This is a genomic window from Streptomyces sp. NPDC054765, from assembly GCF_053612065.1.
This window is the reverse complement of sequence record NZ_JBSHBP010000022.1, coordinates 22,284-46,182: the sequence shown is the minus strand read 5'-3', so window position 1 is coordinate 46,182 and position 23,899 is coordinate 22,284. Positions and strand designations below refer to the sequence as shown.

Genomic DNA, 23,899 nt, shown 5'->3' with positions numbered 1-23,899 from the left:
GGACGGGAGGGCACGGCACGGGAGGGCACGGGACGGGAACCGAGGGGCCGACCGGGGTGAAGCCCTCGTCCGTCACAGGCACGGGCCGCTCCTTGCGGGAACCGGCCGTGCCGCGCTCTGTTGCGGAACCGGCCGTGCCGCGCCCAGCCGGTCCCGCTCAGCCGGTCCCGCTCAGCCGGTCCCGCTCAGCCGGTCCGTCGCAGCAGCGCCAGATACATCGCGTCCGTCCCGTGCAGATGCGGCCACAGCTGCACGTCCGGCCCGTCGCCGAGCGCCGGTACGCCGGGCATCAGGGGCCGCGCGTCGATCCACTCCACCTGCACCGGCTCGCCGCCCCGTCCCTTGAGGACGTCCTCCACCACGGCCCGGGTCTCGGCCGGATGCGGCGAGCACGTCGCATAGCCGACGACCCCGCCGACCCGCGCTGCCGCGAGTGCCTGCCGCAGCAGTTCACGCTGCAGCGGGGCGAAGCCGTCCAGATCCTCCGGACGGCGCCGCCAGCGCGCCTCCGGCCGCCGCCGCAGCGCGCCCAGACCGGTGCACGGCACGTCCACCAGGACCCGGTCGAAGGCGCCCGGCTGCCAGGCGGGGCGGGTGCCGTCGGCGGCAATGACCGCGTACGGGCCGGGGTTGCCCTCCAGCGCCCGCGCCACCAGACGGGCGCGGTGCGGCTGCTTCTCCGACGCCAGCAGCGCGGCACCGCGCTGCGCCGCGAGCGCCGCCAGCAGCGCCGCCTTGCCGCCGGGACCCGCGCAGCCGTCGAGCCAGGCGCGGTCGGGGCCCTCGACCGGCGCGTTCGCCAGCGCGAGGGCGACGAGCTGACTGCCCTCGTCCTGCACCCCGGCGCGCCCTTCGCGGACCGGGTCCAAAGCGCCCGGCTCACCGCCTTCCGCGAGCCGCACCGCGTACGGGGACCAGCGCCCGGGAAGTGCGCTCTCCTCGCCCGCCGCCACCAGCAGCTCTTCGGCGGTGGACCGGCCGGGCCGGGCCACCAGGGTCACCTCGGGGCGTTCGTTGTCCGCCTCCAGCAGGTCCTCGATGCCGGCCCGGCCGCCGCCGAGCGCGTCCCACAGCGCCGAGACGATCCAGCGGGGGTGCGCATGCACGATGCCGAGGTGGTCCTCGGGGTCCTCGTCGTACTCCGGGGCGACCCGCTCCAGCCAGCCGTCCAGGTCATGGGCCGCGACCTTGCGCAGCACCGCATTGACGAACTTCGCCCGCCCGTCGCCCAGCACCACCCGCGCCAGCTCGACGCTGGCGCTCACCGCGGCATGCGTCGGGATCCGGGTGCCGAGCAACTGGTGCGCCCCGAGGGTCAGCACATCCAGCACCGGCGGGTCCACCTCCCGCAGCGGCCGGTCCACGCACTGCGCGATGATCGCGTCATACGTCCCCTGCCGCCGCAGCGACCCGTAGACCAACTCCGTGGCCAGCGCCGCGTCCCGGGCGTCGAAGTCGCCGCCCTCGCGCGCCTTGCGCAGCAGCGGCGGCAGCACCAGGTTCGCGTATGCGTCCCGCTCGTCGACGGCCCGCAACGCCTCGAACGCGAGGATCCTGACCGGGTCCTTCTGCGGGCGGCGATGGGGCTTGCTGGGGCGGCGACGCGGCTGCTGACTCACAGAAAAGGTGCTCCGGGTACGAGATGAGGGGTCCGTCCCAGCCTACGCGGGCGCACGGCCGAAGCGTGCGGGAGGACGGACGCGGGGCCGGGGCCCGGAGGCGTCGGGCCCCGGGACAGGGGCGGCTCCGGCGGGTGCCGGGCGGCCGGAGGCTCAGTCCCCCAGCCGCTCCCCGCTCTCGATACGCACCCCGCGCGCCCAGTCCGCCGCCTTCATCGGCTTCTTGCCCTGCGGCTGGACCCAGACGAGTTCGACCGGGTGGCTGCCGGTACCGACGTACACCGCCTTCTTCGTGACGGCGAGCTCGCCCGGCGCCAGGGCGGATTCGGTGTGGCCCGCCGCGGAGGCGGCCGACATCAGCTTGAGCCGCTCCCCGCGGAAGACCGTCCAGGCCCCGGGTGCGGGCGCACAGCCGCGGATCACCCGGTCGACCCGCAGCGCGGGCGCCGTCCAGTCCACCTTGGCGTCCTCGACCTCGATCTTCGGTGCGAGCGTGACCCCCTCGGCCGGCTGCGGCACCGCCTGCAACGTGCCGTCCTCGATGCCGTCCATCGTCGCCACGAGCAGCCCGGAACCGGCGAACGCCAGCCGGGTGAGCAGATCGCCGCTGGTGTCCGTCGGCCGGACCTCCTCGGTCAGCACCCCGAAAACCGGGCCGGAGTCAAGTCCGGTCTCGATCTGGAACGTCGAGGCGCCGGTCACCTCGTCCCCCGCCAGCACCGCATGCTGCACGGGCGCCGCACCCCGCCACGCGGGCAGCAGCGAGAAGTGCAGATTGACCCACCCCTTCGCGGGAATGCCGAGCGCGGCCTTCGGCAGCAGCGCACCGTAGGCGACCACCGGGCAGCAGTCCGGCGCGATCTCTTGCAGCCTGGTCAGAAAGTCCTCGTCGCGCGGCTTGACGGGCTTGAGCACCTCGATGCCCGCCTCCTCCGCCCGCTCCGCCACGGGGCTGGCGACCAGCTTCCGGCCCCGTCCGGCGGGCGCATCGGGCCGGGTGACGACGGCCACGACCTCGTGCCGGTCCGAGGCGATCAGGGCATCGAGGGCGGGTACGGCGACCTCGGGGGTGCCGGCGAAGACAAGCCTCATGGGTGGCGATCTACCTCTCACACGCAGCGGAACGACGCACCAGTCTATGGGTCCCGTTCCTGGCCATGAGCGGTGGATCCAGGGGGCGTACAAGATTTCCCGCGCCTCGTACGGAAGCCCGTACGCCCCCATACCGTGACCAGAGCCGCTGCTGTCGCGTTGGTCAAACAGCATTGACCCGGACCGGGCCGCTTTGGCGGCCCGCTCGCCTTCACCCTTCCTTTTCCACGCCGGTTCGAGAGGCTTGCTCATGGCCGACCACGCAACCCACGACGCCCAGGCGCGCGCCAGCCTGCATCTCCTGGTGCGGGACATCGAGCGGGTGCGCCGGCAGGTGGACGCACTGCGCACGCTGACCGCTCAGCTCGGCAACGTCTACCGGCCGCGGCGCACGGGCCCTTCCGCGGGCTTCGTCGTCTACGGACGCGCCCCCGCCCCGACGGTCCGCCTCGCCCAGGAGCTGCGGGACAGCGTCGAAACACTCGTCACGGCCGCGGTCGACTTCGACCGTTCGCTGGGGTTCTCCTGGGACGCGGTGGGCTCGGCGCTCGGTGTCACCAAGCAGGCGGTGCACCGCCGTTACGGTGCCCGCAGAGCCGCTGCCCAGCCCGCCGCGGAGACCAACGGCGGTGAGCCGACCGTGCGTTCACCCGACCCCGCGGCGACCCGCGCGGTGACCATGGCCGCGGGCCTGCCCGGCTCCCCGTCCGTGCCGGCCGCCCGTTCCATGCCCGCCCAGCCCTCCGCGGTCTCCCGCGACGAGCCGGCCCGCCCGGGTGCCTTCCCCGGCCCCCGCAACGGCTGAAACACCCCGACACCGGGCGTCCTTCGCTCCCTCGTCGCTCGCCAACGCCCCGGGACCACCGCCGACAGCGGTCCCGGGGCGGCGCCATGTCCGGGGGTCACGCGGGGAGATGGCCCGGGGAGACGGTCTCGGGTAACACGCCCTCGCGACCTCACCGGCTCACGGCTCACGGCTCACGGCTCACGGCTCACGGCTCACGGCGTCATGGCATCGGCATGAACATCGGCGTCGGCACCGGAACCGGCACCGGCACCGGCACCGGCGACGCAGCCGGAACGCCTCTCCCCATCAGGATGCGGCGGACTCCCCCGATCGGACTCCTGTCCGGCTCCCGCGATCGGCCTCCGATCCGGCGCCGTCGAGCGGACTCCCTCGGTCGGTCCCACCCGAAGGCTTCGGCCCCGCCCGCAGGCTCCCCTCCCGCTCCCCCGCTCCCCCGCTCCCCCCGCTTCGCCCTCCGCCCCGTCCGCTGGACCCTCACCCCAGATCGGGCGGATCGATCCGCACCCGTACGGCCTCCCCCTCCCGCTTGACCAGCCGGGCCGCACGGGCGGCCTTGAGCGCCGCGGCGAGGGCGGCGCCCTGGCCGGGGCGGACCCGTACCAACGCACGCTCCCACTGCTCGCCCGGCGGAGGATCGCCCGGCCGGCGCGGGCGCGCGGGGTCCGGCACCGGCAGCGGCACCGGCCCCAACACCTCGGCCCCCGGCGGCAGTCCGGCGTCCCTCAGCAGCTCGGCGACATCCTCGGCGCGGCCGGCCACGGAGGCCATCCGCGACACCGGAGGGAATCCCAGCTCGGCCCGCTCGGCCAGTTCGCGGACCGCATGGCCGACCGGGTCCCAGCGCACCAGCGCCTGCACCGGCCGCAGCGTCGGCTCCGCGATCACGGCGACGGTGCCGCCCTCCGCCTGGCCGCGGACCAGCGCGGCGGCGCCCAGCCAGCGGCGCAGCGCCTCCTCCCCCGCCCGCAGATCCGGCCGGCCCAGCAGTGCCCAGCCGTCCAGCAGCAGCGCCGCCGCATATCCGCCGTCCTCGGCCACCGGCTCGGCACCCGGTGTGCTCACCACGAGCGCGGGGGCACCCGGAACCGTGGTCAGCACATGATCGCGCCCCGAGGTACGCACCGGGACCGAAGGGAACACCCGGCCCAGCTCCTCCGCCGTCCGCCGCGCCCCCACGATCTGGGCCCGCAGCCGCGCGCCGCCGCACTCGGCGCAGTGCCAGTCCGGCTCCGGCCGGCCGCACCATGCGCAGACCAGCTCCCCCGCGTCCTGCGACTCCAGCGGGCCCGCGCAGGCCCGGCAGCGCGCGGGGGTACGGCACCGTTCACAGGCCAGCCGGGGCGCATATCCCCGCCGCGGGACCTGGACGAGCACCGGCCCCTGGGTGAGGCCCTCGCGCACCACCTGCCAGGCCATGGTCGGCAGCCGGGCGGCGCGCGCAGCGGCGTCCCGCGCCTCGTCCCCGTCGCCGACCGTACGCACCAGGGGCGCGGCGGTCCGCACCTGCTCGCGCTCGGCGGTCAGCGGGCGGGCCCAGCCCGTCTCGACCAGCTGCGCCGCCTCGACCGTGCAGCTCAGCCCGCCCAGCAGAAATCCGGCGCGCTCATTGACCGACCGCTGGATGAGGACCTCGCGGGCATGCGGCTGGGGTGCATGCGGATCGCTGTGGCTGGCGTCCCCGTCGTCCCACAGGGCGACCAGTCCCAGGCCGGCGACCGGCGCGAACATCGCCGCGCGGGTCCCGACCACGGCGCGCACCGCGCCACGGCTGACCGCCAGCCAGCGGCGGTAGCGCTCCTCCGGCCCGGCATCCGCGGTCAGCAGCACATGCCGGCCCTCCCCGACCAGCTCGCCGAGGGCCGCGTCGACCCGCGCCGCGGCGCGTCCGTCCGGCACCACCGCCAGTGCGCCGCGCCCGCCCGCCAGCGCCGCGGCCACCGCCCGCGCCAGCTCCTGCGGCCAGGTCGGCCCGGGAAGCGCCGTCCACACCGCGCGCGGCGCATCCCCGCGCGTCAGCGCCGCAAGGAACCCGGGACCCGCCCCGTAGCGCTCCCAGCTTCCCGGCTCCGGCGGCGGGTTGGGCGGCAGTGCCGCAGGCGACGGCTTGGCCTCCGCCCGCGCCCGGCGCGGCGGCACGGCCAGCTGCACCACATCGGCGAGCGTCCCGGCATAGCGGTCCGCCACTGCCCGGCACAGCCCCAGCAGCTCGGGCGTCAGCACCCGCTCGGACGACAGCACCTGGGCGATCGGAGCCAGCACCCCGCGGTAGTCGCTCTCCGCGACCCGCTCCACGATGTACCCGCTGACCAGCTTGCCGCCCTCACGGCGGCCGCCCTTCTCCCCCGCCCCGAAGCGCACCCGCACCCGCACCCCGGGCTGCGCCTCGGCATCCATCGCCGCGGGCACCGCATAGTCGAAATACCGGTCGAGGTGCACCAGCCCCTTGTCGACCAGCACCCGCGCCACCGGCAGCCCGGCGGCCAGCTCGGCCCCCCGCCACGTCCGCGGTTTCGCCCGCTCCGCCTTGGTCTCCCGCACGGCCTCCCGGATGAGGGCCAACTGCTCGCCCGCACCCGACGCCCCCGCCTCCGGTCGCCCGTTCTCCCTGCTCACAGCATCAGTCTTAGCAGATGGCACGGACAGCGAGCGGTGGCCTGTGGACAGCCGACGGCCCCGGACCGCCGAGCGGTCCGGGGCCGTGGGTCACCTCACGGGTCGTACGGGGAACGGCAGGCTCTCCGCCTTACAGCCCCGCAGCCTTCTTCAGCGCCTCCACCCGGTCCGTGCGCTCCCAGGTGAAGTCCTCCAGCTCACGGCCGAAGTGGCCGTAGGCGGCGGTCTGGGCGTAGATCGGACGGAGCAGATCGAGGTCACGGATGATGGCGGCCGGACGGAGGTCGAAGACCTCGCCGATGGCCTGCTCGATCTTGTCGGTGTCGACCGTGGCGGTGCCGAAGGTCTCGACGAAGAGACCGACCGGCTCGGCCTTGCCGATGGCGTAGGCCACCTGGACCTCGCAGCGGGCCGCGAGGCCGGCGGCGACGACGTTCTTGGCGACCCAGCGCATGGCGTAGGCGGCCGAGCGGTCGACCTTGGACGGGTCCTTGCCGGAGAAGGCACCGCCGCCGTGACGGGCCATACCGCCGTAGGTGTCGATGATGATCTTGCGGCCGGTGAGGCCGGCGTCGCCCATCGGGCCGCCGATCTCGAAGCGTCCGGTCGGGTTGACCAGCAGCCGGTAGCCGTCGGTGTCCAGCTTGATGCCGTCCTCGACGAGCTGGCTCAGGACGTGCTCGACGACGAACTCGCGGATGTCGGGGGCGAGCAGCGAGTCCAGGTCGATGTCGCTGGCGTGCTGCGAGGAGACCACGACGGTGTCGAGACGGACGGCCTTGTGGCCGTCGTACTCGATGGTGACCTGGGTCTTGCCGTCGGGGCGGAGGTAGGGGATGGTGCCGTTCTTGCGGACCTCGGACAGGCGGCGGGAGAGCCGGTGCGCGAGGTTGATCGGGAGCGGCATCAGCTCCGGGGTCTCGTCGCAGGCGTAGCCGAACATCAGGCCCTGGTCGCCGGCGCCCTGCCTGTCCAGCTCGTCGTCATCGCCCTCGACACGGTTCTCGTACGCGGTGTCGACACCCTGGGCGATGTCCGGGGACTGCGCACCGATGGACACCGAGACGCCGCAGGAAGCGCCGTCGAAGCCCTTCTTGGACGAGTCGTAACCGATGTCCAGGATCTTGTTGCGGACGAGGTTGGGGATGTCGGCGTACGCCTTCGTCGTCACCTCGCCGGCCACATGCACCAGGCCGGTGGTGATCAACGTCTCCACGGCGACCCGGGACGTCGGGTCTTCCTTGAGGAGAGCGTCGAGGATGGTGTCGCTGATCTGGTCAGCGATCTTGTCGGGGTGGCCCTCGGTGACGGACTCCGAGGTGAACAGGCGGCGGGACACATCGCTCCCTGGGGTTGCAGCGGCTGCTGGCTGATCATTGGCGGAAGGGCCGAGAGCTGCGCTCGGCCCGATCCACTCGCCAGTTTATCGGTCGTGTGCGGCGTTCGGGCACGCGGTCTCGATTTATGGACCCCCCGTGACCTGGGACACCGCGGCCCAAGGTAGGACGATCACCTCGAGCATGGGCCGGGTCAAGGGGACGCGCTGGATTTTATGGGGCCGGTGGGGTGATTCCGGGGGCCCTATGGGCACATCAGGGGCGAGTCTCGGCCAGGCGGGGGGCGACCAGGTCCCAGACCGTGTCGGCCAGGCCTTCCTTGGGGCCGTACGGGACCGGGGTCTCGGTTCCGTCGGCCGCCAGGATCACTGCTTCGTTCCCGTCCGAGCCGAAGGCCTTGCGCTCCCCGACCTCATTGACGACCAGCAGGTCACAGCCCTTGCGGGCGAGCTTGGCACGACCATTGGCGAGCACGTCGTCGGTCTCCGCGGCGAAGCCGACCACGAGCCGGCCGGGGCGGGCCCGCTCGGCGGAGAGCTCGGCGAGGATGTCCGGATTTCGTACCAGAATGACTGGTTCCGGCTCCTGGCCGTCGACCTTCTTGATCTTGCCGGTGGTGTAGACGGCGGGCCGGAAATCGGCAACGGCAGCGGCCATGACCACGGCGTCGGCGTCCGCGGCGGCTTTCAGCACGGCCTCGTGGAGCTGACGTGCCGTGCCGATGCGGATCACGTCCACCCCGGCCGGATCGGGCAGCTCGGTGTTGCCGGCGACGAGCGTGACCCGGGCGCCGCGGGCGACCGCCGTGCGGGCAAGGGCGTAGCCCTGCTTGCCGGAGGAGCGGTTGCCCAGGTAGCGGACGGGGTCCAGCGGCTCGCGGGTGCCGCCCGCGCTGATCACGACATGGCGGCCGGCGAGATCCTGCTCCGTCGCCCGTGCGCCACGGGCCAGCACCCGGCGGCAGAATTCGAAGATCTCGGCCGGGTCGGGGAAACGGCCCTTGCCGGTGTCGGCGCCGGTCAGCCGGCCGACCGCCGGGTCGATGACGAGCGCCCCGCGGCGGCGCAGGGTGGCGACGTTCTCCTGGGTCGCGGGGTTCTCCCACATCTCGGTGTGCATCGCCGGGGCGAAGACCACCGGGCAGCGCGCGGTCAGCAGGGTGTTGGTCAGCAGGTCGTCGGCGAGGCCGTGGGCAGCCTTGGCCAGCAGGTCTGCGGTGGCCGGGGCGACCACGACGAGATCGGCGGCCTGGCCGATGCGGACGTGCGGAACCTCGTGGACGGACTCCCAGACCTCGGTGGTGGCAGGGTTGCCGGACAACGCCGACCAGGTGGCCTCGCCGACGAAGTGCAGCGCCGAGGCGGTCGGCACGACCCGCACGTCGTGCCCGGACTCGGTCAGCCGCCGCAGCAGCTCGCACGCCTTGTACGCGGCGATCCCGCCGCTGACCCCCAGGACGACCCTGGGCCGCTCCCGCTCCCGCTTGTCCATCGCTCCGCCGCTCCCCGAGCCTCGGTCCGTGTGTATGCCCCTATGACACACCAAGGGCCCGGCGGTCGCGCCGCCAGGCCCTTGCTGAAGTGTTCTGCTGCTTACTGGGCGGGGCCCTCGATGGCCTCGGAGGTCAGCAGACCCGCGTTGATCTCGCGGAGCGCGATCGACAGGGGCTTCTCGTGGACGTGGGTGTCCACGAGCGGGCCGACGTACTCAAGCAGGCCCTCGCCGAGCTGGGAGTAGTACGCGTTGATCTGACGCGCGCGCTTGGCGGCGTAGATCACCAGGCTGTACTTCGAATCGGTGGCCTCGAGAAGCTCATCAATGGGCGGGTTGATGATGCCCTCGGGTGCAGTGATGGAAGAGGACACTCTCTACCTTCCGAAGGGGGATGAAGCGGGGGTGTTACGCAAAGTCCTGGACGATCCGGGGAGCTGCGCGGTCAGTCGCCGGCGTTCCGGTCTCCGGATCGATTCAGCATCAAGGCTAGCAGCTCACGGCTGACATCCTCGACGGAGGTGTTGACAAGCGTCACATCGAACTCTTTCTCCGCCGCCAGCTCGACCCTGGCGGCGGCCAGCCGGCGCTCGATGACCTCCGGGGCCTCCGTGCCCCGGCCGGTGAGCCGGCGGACCAGCTCGTCCCAGCTCGGCGGGGCCAGGAAGACCAGGTTCGCCTCCGGCATGGACTCGCGGACCTGACGGGCGCCCTGCAGGTCGATCTCCAGCAGGACCGGCTCCCCGGCCTCCAGGCGGTCCAGCACCGCCTGGCGGGGGGTGCCGTAGCGGTTGCCCGCGAATTCGGCCCATTCGAGCAGCTCGCCGTTGGCGATGAGCTTGTCGAATTCCCCGTCGTCGACGAAGAAGTAGTGGACGCCGTGCCGCTCCCCGGGCCGCGGCTTGCGGGTGGTGGCCGAAACCGAGAGCCAGACCTCGGGGTGGACCTTGCGCATATGCGCGACGACCGTGCTCTTGCCGACCCCGGAGGGGCCGGAGAGCACGGTCAGTCGCGGTTGTCTGGCCGGGGGCGCGGGGGTCGTCCCCCCGGAGACTGCAGAACTCATGCAGCGATTATTCCAGCTTCCCGGTGATGCCGGAAAATTCAGGAACCAGTGCTGCCGAACTCGCGCTCCAGCGACGCGATCTGGTTGGAGCCAAGACCCCGGACTCGGCGGCTCTCGGAGATCCCGAGCCGCTCCATGATCTGCTTGGCGCGGACCTTGCCGACGCCCGGCAGGGACTCGAGGAGGGCGGAGACCTTCATCTTGCCGATGACGTCGTTCTCCTGGCCCTGCTTGATGACCTCATGGAGGGAAGCACCGGAGTGCTTGAGCCGATTCTTGACCTCGGCGCGCTCCCGGCGAGCCGCGGCGGCCTTCTCGAGCGCGGCTGCGCGCTGTTCAGGGGTAAGGGGCGGAAGAGCCACGCCTACGTCACCTCGGATGTCGAACTGTCGGATACGGACCGGTGTGGAACCTAGTCGCCCCGCATCTGCGGAGCAACGAGCAACGCGCTTACGTGCAGTGCTCTCGTCGGAGACTAGCGCCAGAGGGCGCCGGAGTCAGCGAGAACAAGCGAAAAGTCCTGGTCAGACTCTGCCGACCAGGACAATTCGGGACCAAAGTCCCCGCTGGAAGGCTCTCAGGCGAGCGCGGTGCGCACTTCGTCGGTGAATCGGTCCGCCGCGGCGCGCAGAGCTGCGGTGTCCGGTCCGTGCCGCAGCACCCCCCGGCTGACGCTCGGTACGACGTGGTGCACCGCGTCCCCGAAGACCGTCGGGAGGTCAGCGGGGGTGGCACCCTGGGCGCCGATGCCGGGGGCGAGCAGCGGGCCGTTGATCGCCAGATCGAACGAGGAGAGATCGCCGAGGGTGGCGCCGACGACCGCGCCGAAGGAGCCCAGCGGCTCGGCGCCGGTGTTCTCGGCGGCGAGGTGGCCGAGCATGGTCGCGGCGAGCGTGCGGCCGTCCTCGCGCACCGCCCGCTGGACCTCGGCCCCCTCCGGGTTGGAGGTGAGGGCGAGGACGAAGAGCCCGGCGCCGTTGTCCCGCGCCATCTCGACGGCCGGCGCGAGCGAGCCGTAGCCGAGGTACGGGGAGACGGTCAGCGCGTCGGAGAACAACGGCGAGTCCTTGCGCAGGTAGGTCTCCGCGTAGGCGGCCATGGTCGAGCCGATGTCGCCGCGCTTGGCGTCCATCAGGATCAGGGCGCCGCGCTCGCGCGCCTCCTCGACGGCGGTCTCCAGCACGGCGAGGCCGCGCGAGCCGAAGCGCTCGAAGAACGCGGACTGTGGCTTGAAGAGGGCGACCGTCTCGCCCAGGGCCTCCACGACGGTCCGGGTGAACCGCGCCAGGCCCGCGACATCGTCGTTCAGGCCCCAGTCGGCCAGCAGTGAGGCGTGCGGGTCGATGCCGACGCAGAGCGGACCACGCTCGTCCATGGCACGGCGCAGGCGGGCCCCGAAGGGGGTCGCAGACGAATCCTGCGGCCCGGAGGGCCTCGGTGAGGGGTGGTGGTCGGGCGACGGGCGGGACCCGAACGCTTCCCGGGTCATGCGGACACCTTCTTGTGCTCGGCGCCGACGGCGTCGGCGAGGGTGGCGTACGGGCTGTTGCGCAGCCGGGCGGCGAGGCCCTTGTGGATCGCCCGGCACCAGAACGGCCCCTGGTAGATGAAGGCGCTGTAGCCCTGGACGAGGGTGGCACCGGCGAGGATCCGCTGCCAGGCGTCCTCGGCGTTCTCGATGCCGCCCACGCCGATGAGGGTGATCCGGTCGCCGACGCGGGCGTAGAGGCGGCGCAGGACCTCCAGGGAACGTTCCTTGACGGGCGCGCCGGACAGCCCGCCGGTCTCGGCGACCAGCCGGGGGTCGGAGGTCAGGCCGAGGCCCTCGCGGGCAATGGTGGTGTTGGTGGCGATGATCCCGTCCAGACCCAGCTCGACGGCCAGGTCGGCGACCGCGTCCACGTCCGCGTCGGCGAGGTCCGGGGCGATCTTGACCAGCAGCGGGACCCGGCGGTCGGTGACCGTGCGGTCGGCGGCCTCGCGTACGGCCGTCAGCAGCGGGCGCAGGTGGTCGACGGCCTGGAGGTTGCGCAGCCCCGGGGTGTTCGGGGAGGAGACGTTGACGACCAGGTAGTCGGCGTGCCGGGCGAGCCGCTCGGTGGAGGTGACGTAGTCGGCGGTCGCCTCGGCCTCCGGCACGACCTTGGTCTTGCCGATGTTGACGCCGACGGTGGCCGGGAAGACGGGGTTGCGGGCGGCCAGACGGGCCGCCACGGACGCCGAGCCGTCGTTGTTGAAGCCCATCCGGTTGATCAGCGCACGGTCCGGTACGAGCCGGAACAGGCGCTTCTTGGGGTTGCCCGGCTGCGGCTGGGCGGTGACCGTGCCGATCTCGACATGGTCGAAGCCGAGCATGGTCATGCCGTCGATCGCGACGGCGTTCTTGTCGAATCCGGCGGCCAGGCCGAAGGGGCCATGCATCCGGCGGCCGAGGGCCTCGGTGCGCAGTTCCCTGTAGCGGGGCGCGAGGGCGGCCGCCACGAAGGTGCGCAGCACGGGGATGCGCACGGCCCACTGGATCCAGCGGAAGGCCAGGTGGTGGGCCTGCTCGGGATCCATGCGCCGGAAGATCAGGTGGAAGAAGAGGCGGTACATCGTCGGGTGGGGCCTTCCGCGCCGAAGAGGGTCTGAGCCGAAGAGGGTCTGCGGGGACTTGTGACGAGGGGGACACCGCTTCGGTGTCCCCCTCCCGGTCCTACTCCGCGCGGGCCGCGGTGAGGTGTTCGGCGTGTTCCTGGAGGGAACGCACGCCGACGTCTCCGCGGGACATGGCCTCGATGCCCTGGACGGCGGCGGCCAGCGCCTGGACCGTGGTCAGGCAGGGAATGCCGCGGGCGACGGAGGCGGTACGGATGTCGTAGCCGTCCAGCCGGCCGCCGGTGCCGTAGGGGGTGTTGACGATCAGGTCGACCTGGCCGTCGTGGATCAGCTGGACGATGGTCTTCTCGCCGTCCGGCCCCTCGCCCTCGGACTGCTTGCGCACCACGGTGGCGCTGATGCCGTTGCGGCGCAGCACCTCGGCGGTGCCGGAGGTGGCGAGCAGTTCGAAGCCGTGCGCGACCAGTTCCCGGGCCGGGAAGATCATCGAGCGCTTGTCGCGGTTGGCGACGGAGACGAAGGCGCGGCCCTTGGTGGGCAGCGCCCCGTAGGCGCCGGTCTGCGACTTGGCGTAGGCGGTGCCGAAGACGGAGTCGATGCCCATGACCTCGCCGGTGGAGCGCATCTCCGGGCCGAGGATGGTGTCCACTCCGCGGCCGTGGATGTCGCGGAACCGCGACCAGGGCATCACGGCTTCCTTGACGGAGATCGGCGCGTCCAGCGGCAGGGTGCCGCCGTCGCCCGTCCTGGGCAGCATGCCCTCGGCGCGCAGCTCGGCGATGGTCGCGCCCAGCGAGATCCGGGCGGCGGCCTTGGCCAGCGGCACCGCGGTGGCCTTCGAGGTGAAGGGCACCGTACGGGAGGCGCGGGGGTTGGCCTCCAGGACGTAGAGGATGTCCCCGGCCATCGCGAACTGGATGTTGATCAGCCCGCGGACGCCGACGCCCTTGGCGATGGCCTCCGTGGAGGCGCGCAGCCGCTTGATGTCGAAGCCGCCGAGGGTGATCGGGGGCAGCGCACAGGCGGAGTCGCCGGAGTGGATACCGGCCTCCTCGATGTGCTCCATGACGCCGCCGAGGTAGAGCTCGTGGCCGTCGTAGAGCGCATCGACGTCGATCTCGATGGCGTCGTCGAGGAACCGGTCGATGAGCACCGGGTGCCGGTCGATCAGGCCGGCGTGGCGGGTGAGGTACTCGCCGAGCGACGGCTCGTCGTAGACGATCTCCATGCCGCGGCCGCCGAGCACGTAGGACGGGCGGACCATGACCGGGTAGCCGATCTCGGTGGCGATCCGCTTGGCCTCGTCGAAGGAGAAGGCGGTGCCGTACTTGGGCGCGGGCAGCCCGGCCTCGGTGAGCACCCGGCCGAAGGCGCCGCGCTCCTCGGCGAGGTCGATGGCCTCGGGCGAGGTGCCGACGATCGGCACTCCGTTGTCCTTGAGCGCCTGCGCCAGGCCCAGCGGGGTCTGGCCGCCGAGCTGGACGATGACACCGGCGACCGGTCCTGCCTGGGTCTCGGCGTGCACGATCTCCAGCACGTCTTCGAGCGTCAGCGGCTCGAAGTACAGGCGGTCGGAGGTGTCGTAGTCCGTCGAGACGGTCTCGGGGTTGCAGTTGACCATCACGGTCTCGTAGCCGGCGTCGCTGAGCGCGAACGAGGCGTGGACGCAGGAGTAGTCGAACTCGATGCCCTGGCCGATCCGGTTGGGGCCGGAGCCGAGGATGATCACGGCCGGCTTCTCGCGGGGCGCGACCTCGTTCTCCTCGTCGTAGGAGGAGTAGAAGTACGGGGTCTTCGCGGCGAATTCGGCGGCGCAGGTGTCGACCGTCTTGTAGACCGGGCGGACACCGAGGGCGTGCCGCACCTCACGGACGACGTCCTCGCGCAGCCCGCGGATGGCCGCGATCTGGGCGTCGGAGAAGCCATGACGCTTTGCGTCCGCAAGGATCTGGGGGTGGAGCTTTTCGGCGGCCGCGATCTCGTCGGCGATCTCCTTGACAAGGAAGAGCTGGTCGACGAACCAGGGGTCGATCTTCGTGGCGTCGAAGACCTCCCGGGGCGTGGCACCGGCCCGGATCGCCGCCATGACGGTGTTGATCCGGCCGTCGGTGGGGACCTGGGACTTCTCCAGCAGCGCAGCCTTCTCGCCCGGCTCGCTGACGAAGTCGAACTGGCTGCCCTTCTTCTCCAGGGAGCGCAGGGCCTTGTTGAGCGCCTCGGGGAAGTTACGGCCGATGGCCATGGCCTCGCCGACCGACTTCATGGTCGTGGTGAGCGTGGCGTCGGCGGCCGGGAACTTCTCGAAGGCGAACCGCGGGACCTTGACGACGACATAGTCGAGGGTCGGCTCGAAGGACGCCGGGGTCTTCTCGGTGATGTCGTTGGGGATCTCGTCGAGGGTGTAGCCGACGGCGAGCCGGGCGGCGATCTTCGCGATCGGGAAGCCGGTGGCCTTGGAGGCCAGCGCCGAGGAGCGGGACACGCGGGGGTTCATCTCGATGACGATGACCCGGCCGTCCTCGGGGTTGACCGCGAACTGGATGTTGCAGCCGCCGGTGTCGACACCGACCTCGCGGATCACGGCGATGCCGATGTCCCGCAGGGTCTGGTACTCGCGGTCGGTCAGCGTCATCGCCGGGGCGACGGTGATCGAGTCGCCGGTGTGCACGCCCATCGGGTCGAAGTTCTCGATGGAGCAGACGACCACGACATTGTCGTTCTTGTCGCGCATCAGCTCCAGCTCGTACTCCTTCCAGCCGAGGATGGACTCCTCCAGGAGCACCTCGGTGGTCGGGGAGAGCGTCAGACCCTGGCCGGCGATCCGGCGCAGCTCCTCCTCGTCATGCGCGAAGCCGGAGCCGGCGCCGCCCATAGTGAAGGAGGGACGGACGACGACGGGGTAGCCGCCGAGCTCGTCGACGCCCGCCAGGACGTCGTCCATGGAGTGGCAGATGACCGAGCGAGCGGACTCGCCGTGGCCGATCTTGGCGTGGACGGCCCGGACGACCTCCTTGAACAGGTCGCGGTCCTCACCCTTGTTGATCGCCTCGACGTTGGCGCCGATCAGCTCGACGCCGTACTTGTCGAGGGTGCCGGCCTCGTGCAGCGAGATCGCGGCGTTCAGGGCCGTCTGGCCGCCCAGGGTGGGCAGGAGCGCGTCCGGGCGCTCCTTGGCGATGATCTTCTCGACGAACTCCGGGGTGATCGGCTCGACATAGGTGGCGTCGGCGATCTCCGGGTCGGTCATGATCGTCGCCGGGTTGGAGTTCACCAGGATGACGCGCAGGCCCTCGGCCTTGAGGACCCGGCAGGCCTGGGTGCCGGAGTAGTCGAACTCGGCGGCCTGGCCGATGACGATCGGGCCGGAGCCGATGACCAGGACGGACTGGATATCGGTGCGCTTAGGCACGCTGGCCCTCCATCAGGGATACGAAGCGGTCGAAGAGGTACGCGGCGTCATGCGGACCCGCGGCGGCTTCGGGGTGGTACTGGACGCTGAAGGCCGGCTGGTCGAGGAGGTGCAGACCCTCCACCACGTTGTCGTTGAGGCAGACGTGGGAGACCTCGGCGCGGCCGAAGGGGGTGTCGGAGACCGTGTCGAGCGGGGCGTCGACGGCGAAGCCGTGGTTGTGCGCGGTGACCTCGACCTTGCCGGTGGTACGGTCCTGCACCGGCTGGTTGATGCCGCGGTGCCCGTACTTGAGCTTGTAGGTGCCGAAGCCCAGCGCGCGGCCCAGGATCTGGTTGCCGAAGCAGATGCCGAACAGCGGCGTCTTCCGCTCCAGGACCCCGCGCATGACGGAGACCGGGTGGTCGGCGGTGGCCGGGTCGCCCGGACCGTTGGAGAAGAACACGCCGTCCGGATGCACCGCGTAGACGTCCTCGACGGTGGCGGTGGCGGGCAGGACGTGCACCTCGATGCCGCGCTCGGCCATCCGGTGCGGGGTCATGCCCTTGATGCCCAGGTCGATCGCGGCGACGGTGAACTTCTTCGTACCGATCGCCGGGACGACGTAGGACTCCTTGGTGGCGACCTGTGCGGACAGGTCGGCGCCCTGCATCTCGGGGGCCTGGCGCACCTTGGCCAGCATCGTGCCCTCGTCGGGCAGCGCCTCGCCGGAGAAGATGCCGACCCGCATGGCACCGCGCTCGCGCAGATGGCGGGTCAGGGCGCGGGTGTCGACCCCGCTGATGCCGACGACGCCCTGGGCGGTCAGTTCGTCGTCCAGGGAGCGCACCGCGCGCCAGTTGGACGGGATGCGGGCGGGGTCGCGGACGACATAGCCGGCCACCCAGATCCGGTGCGACTCGGGGTCCTCGTCGTTCACACCGGTGTTGCCGATGTGCGGGGCGGTCATGACGACGACCTGGCGGTGGTACGAGGGGTCGGTCAGCGTCTCCTGGTAGCCGGTCATGCCGGTGGAGAACACCGCTTCGCCGAAGGTCTCCCCCACGGCCCCGTAGGCACGGCCGCGGAAGCTGCGGCCGTCCTCCAGGACGAGTACGGCGGGGAGCCCCCTTGTGCCGTGGGCGGTACCCCTGGTGGAGGTCGTCATCGTGCGCCTTCCGTTTCGGTGTGCTCGGTGGTGCTGGTGGTGTGCTCGGTGGTGCTCAGCCGGTTGACGGCCTCGACCCAGGCCGGGTGCTCGTCCGCCCGGTCGGAGCGGAAGCCGGAGTCGATCTGCCGGCCGCCGTGCTCCCAGGTGACGATCAGCAGGCCGCCCTCGGTCAGGACCTTGCCGGCGATGCCCTTGTCGAGGCGGGCGCCGCGCAGTGCCGCGGCCGGCACGAAGAAGTCCGCCGCGCCCGGCCGTACGACGTCCAGCCCCTGGTCGGTGAGGGTCAGCTCGACGCGGCTACGGGTGCCCAGACCGCGCGCCACGATCCGGTCGAGCCACTGCCCGGCGGTGGTGGAGCCGTGATAGCGGCCGGACATGGTCAGCGGCGGCCTGCCGCCTCCACTCGGGGTGGTGGCGGGCGAGGGGCCGGCCGTCAGCAGCGCGCTACCGGGGTCGTCGGGGGCAGTGGGCAGCTCGGGCAGATCGCCCTGGAGCGTGCCGCGCCACTTCCAGCCCTGGCGCATCAACCAGTAGACGAAGACGACGAAGACCAGCAGGCCGGCGACCCAGCCGATCCGTCCGGCCCAGTCGGTGACCGGCGCGGAATGCTGCGCGGCGGCCAGTTGCATCAGTGGAGGAGTCACGCCAGCTTCCCGTCGACGACCGTTGCCCGGCCCCGCAGGAAGGTGTGGGTGACACGTCCCGGCAGCTCACGGCCCTCGTAGGGGGTGTTGCGGCTGCGGGAGGCGAAGCCCGCGGGGTCCACCTCTCCACGGTAAGCGGAATCGAGCAGTGTGAGGTTGGCGGGTTCACCGGCCGAGACGGGGCGGCCGTGGCCCTCCAGGCGGCCGATGTGCGCGGGGCGGAAGGACATCCGGTCGGCGACCCCGGCCCAGTCCAGGAGCCCGCTGTCGACCATCGTGTGCTGGACGACGGACAGCGCGGTCTCCAGGCCCACCATGCCCATGGCCGCCGCGCCCCACTCGCAGTCCTTGTCCTCGTGCGGGTGCGGGGCGTGGTCGGTGGCGACGCAGTCGATGGTGCCGTCGGCGAGCGCCTCGCGCAGCGCGAGGACATCGGCCTCGGTGCGCAGCGGCGGGTTCACCTTGTAGACGGGGTTGTACGAGCGGACCAGCTCGTCGGTGAGCAGCAGGTGGTGCGGGGTGACCTCGGCGGTGACGTGCCAGCCCTTGGACTTGGCCCAGCGGACGATCTCGACCGAACCCGCCGTCGACAGATGGCAGATGTGCACCCGGGAGCCGACGTGCGCGGCGAGCAGCACATCGCGGGCGATGATCGACTCCTCGGCGACCGCGGGCCAGCCGCCGAGGCCCAGCTCGGCGGAGACGATCCCCTCGTTCATCTGGGCGCCCTCGGTGAGCCGGGGCTCCTGGGCGTGCTGGGCGACGACGCCGTCGAAGGCCTTCACGTACTCCAGGGCACGGCGCATGATCACAGCGTCGTCCACGCACTTGCCGTCGTCGGAGAAGACCCGGACGCCGGCCGCGGAGTCGTGCATCGCGCCCAGCTCGGCGAGCTTCTTGCCCTCCAGGCCGACGGTGACCGCACCGACCGGCTGGACATCGCAGTAGCCGGACTCCTTGCCCAGCCGCCAGACCTGCTCGACGACACCGGCGGTGTCCGCGACGGGGAAGGTGTTGGCCATCGCGTGGACGGCGGTGAAGCCGCCGACGGCGGCCGCCTTGGTGCCGGTCAGCACGGTCTCGGAGTCCTCGCGGCCCGGCTCGCGCAGGTGGGTGTGCAGATCGACCAGGCCCGGCAGCAGGATCTTGCCGTCCGCCTCGATGACCTGCGCGCCCTCGGCGCTCAGCCCGGTGCCGACCGCCGCGACGGTCTCGCCGTCGATCAGCACGTCCTGCGGCTCGCCACCGAGGACCTTCGCGCCGCGAATAAGGATCTTGCTCATGGTTACTTGCTCTCCTCGGTGCGAGTGCCGGTGCCGGTGCCGGTGCCGGCGGTGAGGGCGGGCTCGTTGCCGCCCAGAAGCAGATAGAGGACGGCCATCCGGATGCTGACGCCGTTGGTGACCTGTTCGACGGCGGTGCAGCGGGGCGAGTCGGCGACCTGGGCGGTGATCTCCATGCCGCGGTTCATCGGGCCGGGGTGCATCACGATCGCGTGCTCGGGCATCCGGGCCATCCGGTCGCCGTCGAGACCGTAGCGCCGGGCGTACTCCCGCTCCGTCGGGAAGAACGCCGCGTTCATCCGCTCGCGCTGGACGCGCAGCATCATCACCGCGTCGGACTTGGCGAGCACGGCATCGAGGTCGTAGGAGACCTCACAGGGCCACTGCTCGACGCCGATCGGCACCAGCGTCGGCGGGGCGACCAGGGTCACCTCGGCGCCGAGGGTGGTCAGCAGATGGACGTTGGAGCGGGCGACCCGGCTGTGCAGGATGTCGCCCACGACGGTGATGCGGCGGCCGGCGAGGTCCTGGCCCACGCCCGCGTCGGCGCCGACCAGACGGCGGCGCATCGTGAAGGCGTCGAGCAGTGCCTGAGTCGGGTGTTCGTGGGTGCCGTCACCGGCGTTGACCACGGAGCCGCCGATCCAGCCCGAGGTCGCCAGGCGGTGCGGGGCGCCGGAGTCGTGGTGCCGGATGACGACCGCGTCCGCGCCCATCGCCTCCAGGGTGAGGGCGGTGTCCTTGAGCGACTCGCCCTTGGAGACCGACGAGCCCTTGGCGGAGAAGTTGATGACGTCGGCGGACAGGCGCTTCGCCGCGGCCTCGAACGAGATACGGGTGCGGGTCGAGTCCTCGAAGAAGAGGTTGACGACGGTGCGGCCGCGCAGGGTCGGGAGCTTCTTGATCGGCCGGTCGGCGACCCGGGCCATCTCCTCGGCGGTGTCGAGGATCAGGACGGCGTCGTCGCGCGTGAGGTCGGCGGCCGAGATGAGGTGACGCTTCATCCGGTTTTCTCCGTGAGTGAAGGAGGTGTACGGGAATGTCCGTTGAGCAGGCATGCCTGCGGGCCCGGGGTCACCGGGTCCCTGCGCGATGCGCTATCGCTCGCCGGCCGGGGCGGGGTGCTTCACACCGAGCAGCACGGCGTCGCGGCCGTCCTCCTCGGTGAGCTGGACCTTGACCGTCTCCCGCAGCGACGTCGGGAGGTTCTTGCCCACGTAGTCGGCGCGGATCGGCAGTTCGCGGTGGCCGCGGTCGACGAGGACCGCCAGCTGTACGGCGCGCGGCCGGCCGATGTCGCCCAGCGCATCGAGCGCGGCGCGGATGGTGCGTCCGGAGAAGAGGACGTCGTCGACGAGCAGGACGACGCGGCCCTCGATACCGTCGGCGGGGATGTCCGTGCGGGCGAGCGTGCGGGCCGGGCCCAGGCGCAGGTCGTCGCGGTACATCGTGATGTCGAGCGAGCCGACCGGGACCGGGCGGCCGGTGATCTCTTCGAGCTTGGCAGCGAGCCGCCGGGCGAGGAAGACGCCGCGGGTCGGGATCCCCAGGAGCACCACATCGTCCGCGCCCTTGGCGCGCTCGACGATTTCATGGGCGATACGGGTGAGCATCCGCGCGATGTCCGGGCCTTCGAGCACCGGCCGTGCGGGGAGCTGAGCTGTCGTGTCGGAACTGCTTGCGTCCATATGAAACGGACCTCCTTCTCCGCCTCACGGGACGGATCTTAAAGGACGTCGGAATTACGCAGCCCAGGCTACCAGGAGCCCTCTCCGGAGCCGTCCGCCCCCCTGACGGGCGAGGGTCCACCCCGTTCCGCTTGACGAAGTCAGATTACGCTGCGTAACCTCACAGTGAGTTACCAGCCCGCGGCGGAGCCGCATGTCGATACAGCCGTCTGGGGAGTTTTATGTCCAGCGAATACGCCAAACAGCTCGGGGCCAAACTCCGCGCCATCCGTACCCAGCAGGGCCTCTCCCTCCACGGCGTCGAGGAGAAGTCCCAAGGCCGTTGGAAGGCCGTGGTGGTGGGTTCGTACGAGCGCGGCGACCGTGCCGTGACCGTGCAGCGCCTTGCCGAGCTGGCGGACTTCTACGGCGTCCCGGTCCAGGAACTGCTGCCGGGCACGACACCGGGCGGAGCGGCCGAGCCGCCGCCGAAGCTGGTGCTCGACCTGGAGCGCCTCGCCCATGTCCCGCAGGAGAAGGCCGGCCCGCTGCAGCGCTATGCCGCCACCATCCAGAGCCAGCGCGGCGACTACAACGGCAAGGTGCTGTCGATCCGCCAGGACGACCTGCGCACCCTTGCGGTCATCTACGACCAGTCGCCTTCGGTGCTGACCGAGCAGCTGATCAGCTGGGGCGTGCTCGACGCCGAAGCACGCCGCGCCGTGCAGCACGAGGAGATCTGAACCCCTCACCACCTGCAGAAACGTACCGCCGTTCCGGGCTTCCGGGGCGGCGGTTCGTGCGTACCGGCGCATCTGGGGCGCACACAGGGAGCGCACAGCGCGCCGGGAGAGCCCCCGTACGGCGTTCTGCGGGCATGCGAAGGGCCCGGAGCATCCAGCGTCACCCCGGGCCCGTTCACACGCTCTGCCGACCGCCTACTGCGCCTCGCGCCGCAGGCTCGGCTTCAGCTCCTTGAGCCGGCCGAGGAGGCCGTTGACGAAGGCCGGGGAGTCGTCCGTGGAGAACTCCTTGGCGAGCTGCACGGCTTCGTCGATGGCCACCGCATCCGGCGTGTCGTCCACCCAGAGCAGTTCATGGGCGCCGAGCCGCAGAATGCTGCGGTCGGCCGCCGGCATCCGGTCCAGGTCCCAGTCGACCGCGTAGGTGGAGATCAGCTCATCGATCCGGGCGGCATGGTCCGCATACCCCTCGACCAACTGCAGGGTGTATTCGTTCACCGGCGGCTGCCGGGGGTCGGTCCGGGCGTGCCGCATCCAGTCCGCGAGCACGGACTGCACATCGGCACCGCGCTGGTCGGCCTCGAAGAGAATCTGGAAGGCGCGCTTACGGGCCTTGGTGCGGGCAGCCACGGTTAGCTGTTCACCCGGCCGAGGTAGTCGCCCGTGCGGGTGTCGACCTTGATCTTCTCGCCGGTCGTGATGAAGAGCGGCACCTGGATCTCGTAGCCGGTCTCCAGGGTGGCGGGCTTGGAGCCACCGGTGGAGCGGTCGCCCTGGACGCCGGGCTCGGTGTGCTGGATGACAAGCTCGACGGCGGCCGGGAGCTCGACGTAGAGCACCTCGCCCTCGTGCTGCGCCACGACGGCCTCGAAGCCCTCGAGGAGGAAGTTCGCGGCGTCGCCGACGGCCTTGCGGTCAACCATCAGCTGGTCGTAGGTGTCCATGTCCATGAAGACGAAGTACTCGCCGTCCATGTACGAGAACTGCATGCCGCGCTTGTCGACAGTGGCCGTCTCGACCTTCACACCGGCGTTGAAGGTCTTGTCCACCACCTTGCCGGAGAGCACATTCTTCAGCTTGGTGCGGACGAAGGCCGGGCCCTTACCGGGCTTGACGTGCTGGAACTCGACGACGGACCAGAGCTGGCCCCCTTCGAGCTTGAGCACCAGGCCGTTCTTGAGGTCGTTCGTGGAAGCCACGGTTGCGGAATCTCCTGGACTGCAGGTGGTGGGTACCTCGAAGCCGTACGCCGCAAGCCGTGAGGCTCACAGCGCGAGCAGCTCCTTGGTCGTGATCGTGAGTAGCTCGGGCCCGCCGTCCGCCTCGGGGCGGACGACGAGTGTGTCGTCGATCCGGACACCCCCACGGCCCGGGATGTGAACCCCCGGCTCGACGGTGACCGGCACGCAAGCGTCCAGTTTACCCATGGCGGCAGGCGACAATTGAGGGTCCTCGTCGATTTCGAGTCCCACGCCGTGCCCGGTCCACGCTCCGAGCCTCTCACCGTACCCCGCGGCATCCAGCACATGGCGGGTCACCCGGTCCACCTCACGGCACTCCACACCGGGCGCAAGCGCCTCGCGCCCCGCCCGCTGGGCTGCGAAAACGAGATCGTACAGCTCGATCTGCCAGTCCGAGGGCGTGGTGCCGATGACGAAGGTCCGGCCGATCTCGCACCGGTAGCCGCGGTAGTTGGCGCCCAGGCAGACACTGAGGAAGTCGCCCTCCTCGACCCGCCGGTCGGTGGGCAGATGGCCGGGGCGGCCGGCATTCGGGCCGGTCGCGACGGACGTGGGAAAGGCCGGGCCGTCCGCACCGTGATCGACCAGCCGGCGCTCCAGTTCCAGTGCGAGATGCCGCTCGGTGCGGCCGACCAGGATCGATTCGAGGAGCTCCCCCAGGGCCTGGTCGGCGATCTCGGCGGCAATGCGCAGACAGGCGATCTCGTCGTCGTCCTTCACCAGCCGCTGGCCCTCGACCGCGCAGGCCAGGTCGGTCAGCCGCAGCCGGGGCGCGACCTGGGAGAGCGCGCGGTGCCGGGTGACGGTGAGGTGGTGCTCCTCGACGGCCAGGGTGTCCGCGCCGGCCGTCGCGGCGAGGTCGGCGCCGGCCACGACCGGGTCGCCGCCGCGGGTCGGCAGCACCGTCACCCGTACGTCGTCGGCCGGCCGGCCCTCGGCGGGATCACCGCTCAGCGGTCTGCCGCACAGCAGCACGTCATCGGCCGGGCCCAGCAGCAGCGCGGCGCCGGGCGGCGCACAGCCCGTGAGGTAGCGGACGTTCGCGGGGCGCGAAATCAGTGCGGCGGCACTTCCGGTTGCGGCGCAGCGGTCGCGCAGCCGCGTGCGCCGGGCCGCGTACAACTCGGACATATCACGA

General features: G+C 71.6%; 21 protein-coding genes. 2 read left to right on the top strand and 19 right to left on the bottom strand.

Translation table 11 applies throughout. From position 1 onward, the window contains the following. Positions 1-185 precede the first annotated feature (185 nt). Both ACWGJY_RS16575 and fmt read right to left on the bottom strand, forming a co-directional pair. Positions 186-1,619, bottom strand: a complete 1,434-nt coding sequence (locus tag ACWGJY_RS16575; protein WP_453261508.1) for an RsmB/NOP family class I SAM-dependent RNA methyltransferase — start codon at positions 1,617-1,619, stop codon at positions 186-188. A 153-nt stretch (positions 1,620-1,772) separates the two neighbouring features. Beyond that, on the bottom strand, positions 1,773-2,711 hold the full coding sequence (gene fmt / locus ACWGJY_RS16570; protein ID WP_453261507.1) for a methionyl-tRNA formyltransferase: 939 nt from the start codon (positions 2,709-2,711) through the stop codon (positions 1,773-1,775). Between the two features lie 250 nt (positions 2,712-2,961). Here fmt and ACWGJY_RS16565 point away from each other — a divergent pair, with 250 nt between their 5' ends. Then, positions 2,962-3,516, top strand: coding sequence for a hypothetical protein (locus tag ACWGJY_RS16565; protein WP_453261506.1), 555 nt, complete (start codon positions 2,962-2,964; stop codon positions 3,514-3,516). 477 nt (positions 3,517-3,993) lie between these two features. Here the strand turns inward: ACWGJY_RS16565 and ACWGJY_RS16560 are convergent, their stop codons facing one another. The 14 genes from ACWGJY_RS16560 to pyrR all read right to left on the bottom strand — a co-directional run bounded on the left by ACWGJY_RS16560 (position 3,994) and on the right by pyrR (position 20,798). After that, a complete protein-coding gene (locus tag ACWGJY_RS16560) occupies positions 3,994-6,132 on the bottom strand; it encodes a primosomal protein N' (protein WP_453261505.1) in 2,139 nt (712 codons plus the stop codon). Between the two features lie 130 nt (positions 6,133-6,262). Continuing rightward, positions 6,263-7,471, bottom strand: a complete 1,209-nt coding sequence (metK, locus tag ACWGJY_RS16555) for a methionine adenosyltransferase (protein ID WP_453261504.1) — start codon at positions 7,469-7,471, stop codon at positions 6,263-6,265. Between the two features lie 253 nt (positions 7,472-7,724). Further along, a complete protein-coding gene (gene coaBC / locus ACWGJY_RS16550; RefSeq protein ID WP_453261503.1) occupies positions 7,725-8,960 on the bottom strand; it encodes a bifunctional phosphopantothenoylcysteine decarboxylase/phosphopantothenate--cysteine ligase CoaBC in 1,236 nt (411 codons plus the stop codon). A 101-nt stretch (positions 8,961-9,061) separates the two neighbouring features. After that, a complete protein-coding gene (rpoZ, locus tag ACWGJY_RS16545; protein ID WP_005319902.1) occupies positions 9,062-9,334 on the bottom strand; it encodes a DNA-directed RNA polymerase subunit omega in 273 nt (90 codons plus the stop codon). Between the two features lie 71 nt (positions 9,335-9,405). Continuing rightward, complete coding sequence (gene gmk / locus ACWGJY_RS16540) at positions 9,406-10,026, bottom strand: guanylate kinase (RefSeq protein WP_453261502.1); 621 nt, start codon at positions 10,024-10,026, stop codon at positions 9,406-9,408. A 38-nt stretch (positions 10,027-10,064) separates the two neighbouring features. Then, positions 10,065-10,388, bottom strand: coding sequence for an integration host factor (locus ACWGJY_RS16535; RefSeq protein ID WP_003977346.1), 324 nt, complete (start codon positions 10,386-10,388; stop codon positions 10,065-10,067). Between the two features lie 215 nt (positions 10,389-10,603). Further along, the gene (pyrF, locus tag ACWGJY_RS16530) at positions 10,604-11,515 is read right to left on the bottom strand and encodes an orotidine-5'-phosphate decarboxylase (protein WP_453261501.1); all 912 of its coding nucleotides are present in this window, start codon (positions 11,513-11,515) and stop codon (positions 10,604-10,606) included. Then, positions 11,512-12,621: a quinone-dependent dihydroorotate dehydrogenase gene (locus ACWGJY_RS16525; protein ID WP_453261500.1), complete on the bottom strand. Its 1,110-nt coding sequence runs from the start codon at positions 12,619-12,621 to the stop codon at positions 11,512-11,514. The genes pyrF and ACWGJY_RS16525 overlap by 4 nt, the downstream gene beginning before the upstream one ends. 100 nt (positions 12,622-12,721) lie before the next feature. Then, on the bottom strand, positions 12,722-16,033 hold the full coding sequence (gene carB / locus ACWGJY_RS16520; protein ID WP_453261499.1) for a carbamoyl-phosphate synthase large subunit: 3,312 nt from the start codon (positions 16,031-16,033) through the stop codon (positions 12,722-12,724). Continuing rightward, a complete protein-coding gene (gene carA / locus ACWGJY_RS16515; RefSeq protein ID WP_453261498.1) occupies positions 16,026-17,180 on the bottom strand; it encodes a glutamine-hydrolyzing carbamoyl-phosphate synthase small subunit in 1,155 nt (384 codons plus the stop codon). Before carA ends, carB begins: the two co-directional genes overlap by 8 nt. Beyond that, positions 17,177-17,812, bottom strand: a complete 636-nt coding sequence (locus ACWGJY_RS16510; RefSeq protein ID WP_453261558.1) for a PH-like domain-containing protein — start codon at positions 17,810-17,812, stop codon at positions 17,177-17,179. The genes carA and ACWGJY_RS16510 overlap by 4 nt, the downstream gene beginning before the upstream one ends. An 11-nt stretch (positions 17,813-17,823) precedes the next feature. After that, the gene (locus tag ACWGJY_RS16505; RefSeq protein ID WP_453261497.1) at positions 17,824-19,110 is read right to left on the bottom strand and encodes a dihydroorotase; all 1,287 of its coding nucleotides are present in this window, start codon (positions 19,108-19,110) and stop codon (positions 17,824-17,826) included. 2 nt (positions 19,111-19,112) lie between these two features. Next, positions 19,113-20,114: an aspartate carbamoyltransferase catalytic subunit gene (locus ACWGJY_RS16500; protein ID WP_453261496.1), complete on the bottom strand. Its 1,002-nt coding sequence runs from the start codon at positions 20,112-20,114 to the stop codon at positions 19,113-19,115. A gap of 93 nt (positions 20,115-20,207) precedes the next feature. After that, positions 20,208-20,798 carry a bifunctional pyr operon transcriptional regulator/uracil phosphoribosyltransferase PyrR gene (gene pyrR, locus ACWGJY_RS16495; protein ID WP_453261495.1) on the bottom strand — a complete coding sequence of 197 codons (591 nt, stop codon included), beginning with the start codon at positions 20,796-20,798 and terminating at the stop codon, positions 20,208-20,210. Positions 20,799-21,019: 221 nt separating this feature from the next. On the opposite strand from pyrR, the gene bldD reads away from it, so the two are divergent. After that, entirely contained in the window at positions 21,020-21,520 is a 501-nt protein-coding gene (gene bldD / locus ACWGJY_RS16490; RefSeq protein ID WP_453261494.1) for a transcriptional regulator BldD, read from the top strand. 195 nt (positions 21,521-21,715) lie between these two features. Here the strand turns inward: bldD and nusB are convergent, their stop codons facing one another. The 3 genes from nusB to ACWGJY_RS16475 form a co-directional block, all read right to left on the bottom strand. After that, positions 21,716-22,150: a transcription antitermination factor NusB gene (gene nusB, locus ACWGJY_RS16485; RefSeq protein ID WP_453261493.1), complete on the bottom strand. Its 435-nt coding sequence runs from the start codon at positions 22,148-22,150 to the stop codon at positions 21,716-21,718. Positions 22,151-22,152: 2 nt separating this feature from the next. Further along, on the bottom strand, positions 22,153-22,719 hold the full coding sequence (efp, locus tag ACWGJY_RS16480; RefSeq protein ID WP_159479686.1) for an elongation factor P: 567 nt from the start codon (positions 22,717-22,719) through the stop codon (positions 22,153-22,155). Positions 22,720-22,785: 66 nt separating this feature from the next. Continuing rightward, entirely contained in the window at positions 22,786-23,892 is a 1,107-nt protein-coding gene (locus ACWGJY_RS16475; RefSeq protein WP_453261492.1) for an aminopeptidase P family protein, read from the bottom strand. Positions 23,893-23,899: the final 7 nt, after the last annotated feature.

Bases quoted from the DNA above. Each gene is read 5' to 3' on its own strand.
- fmt (WP_453261507.1), bottom strand. From the start codon at position 2,711: ATGAGGCTTGTCTTCGCCGGCACCCCCGAGGTCGCCGTACCCGCCCTC.
- ACWGJY_RS16565 (WP_453261506.1), top strand. From the start codon at position 2,962: ATGGCCGACCACGCAACCCACGACGCCCAGGCGCGCGCCAGCCTGCAT.
- coaBC (WP_453261503.1), bottom strand. From the start codon at position 8,960: ATGGACAAGCGGGAGCGGGAGCGGCCCAGGGTCGTCCTGGGGGTCAGC.
- gmk (WP_453261502.1), bottom strand. From the start codon at position 10,026: ATGAGTTCTGCAGTCTCCGGGGGGACGACCCCCGCGCCCCCGGCCAGA.
- pyrF (WP_453261501.1), bottom strand. From the start codon at position 11,515: ATGACCCGGGAAGCGTTCGGGTCCCGCCCGTCGCCCGACCACCACCCC.
- ACWGJY_RS16525 (WP_453261500.1), bottom strand. From the start codon at position 12,621: ATGTACCGCCTCTTCTTCCACCTGATCTTCCGGCGCATGGATCCCGAG.
- carA (WP_453261498.1), bottom strand. From the start codon at position 17,180: ATGACGACCTCCACCAGGGGTACCGCCCACGGCACAAGGGGGCTCCCC.
- ACWGJY_RS16510 (WP_453261558.1), bottom strand. From the start codon at position 17,812: ATGCAACTGGCCGCCGCGCAGCATTCCGCGCCGGTCACCGACTGGGCC.
- ACWGJY_RS16505 (WP_453261497.1), bottom strand. From the start codon at position 19,110: ATGAGCAAGATCCTTATTCGCGGCGCGAAGGTCCTCGGTGGCGAGCCG.
- ACWGJY_RS16500 (WP_453261496.1), bottom strand. From the start codon at position 20,114: ATGAAGCGTCACCTCATCTCGGCCGCCGACCTCACGCGCGACGACGCC.
- pyrR (WP_453261495.1), bottom strand. From the start codon at position 20,798: ATGGACGCAAGCAGTTCCGACACGACAGCTCAGCTCCCCGCACGGCCG.
- bldD (WP_453261494.1), top strand. From the start codon at position 21,020: ATGTCCAGCGAATACGCCAAACAGCTCGGGGCCAAACTCCGCGCCATC.
- ACWGJY_RS16475 (WP_453261492.1), bottom strand. From the start codon at position 23,892: ATGTCCGAGTTGTACGCGGCCCGGCGCACGCGGCTGCGCGACCGCTGC.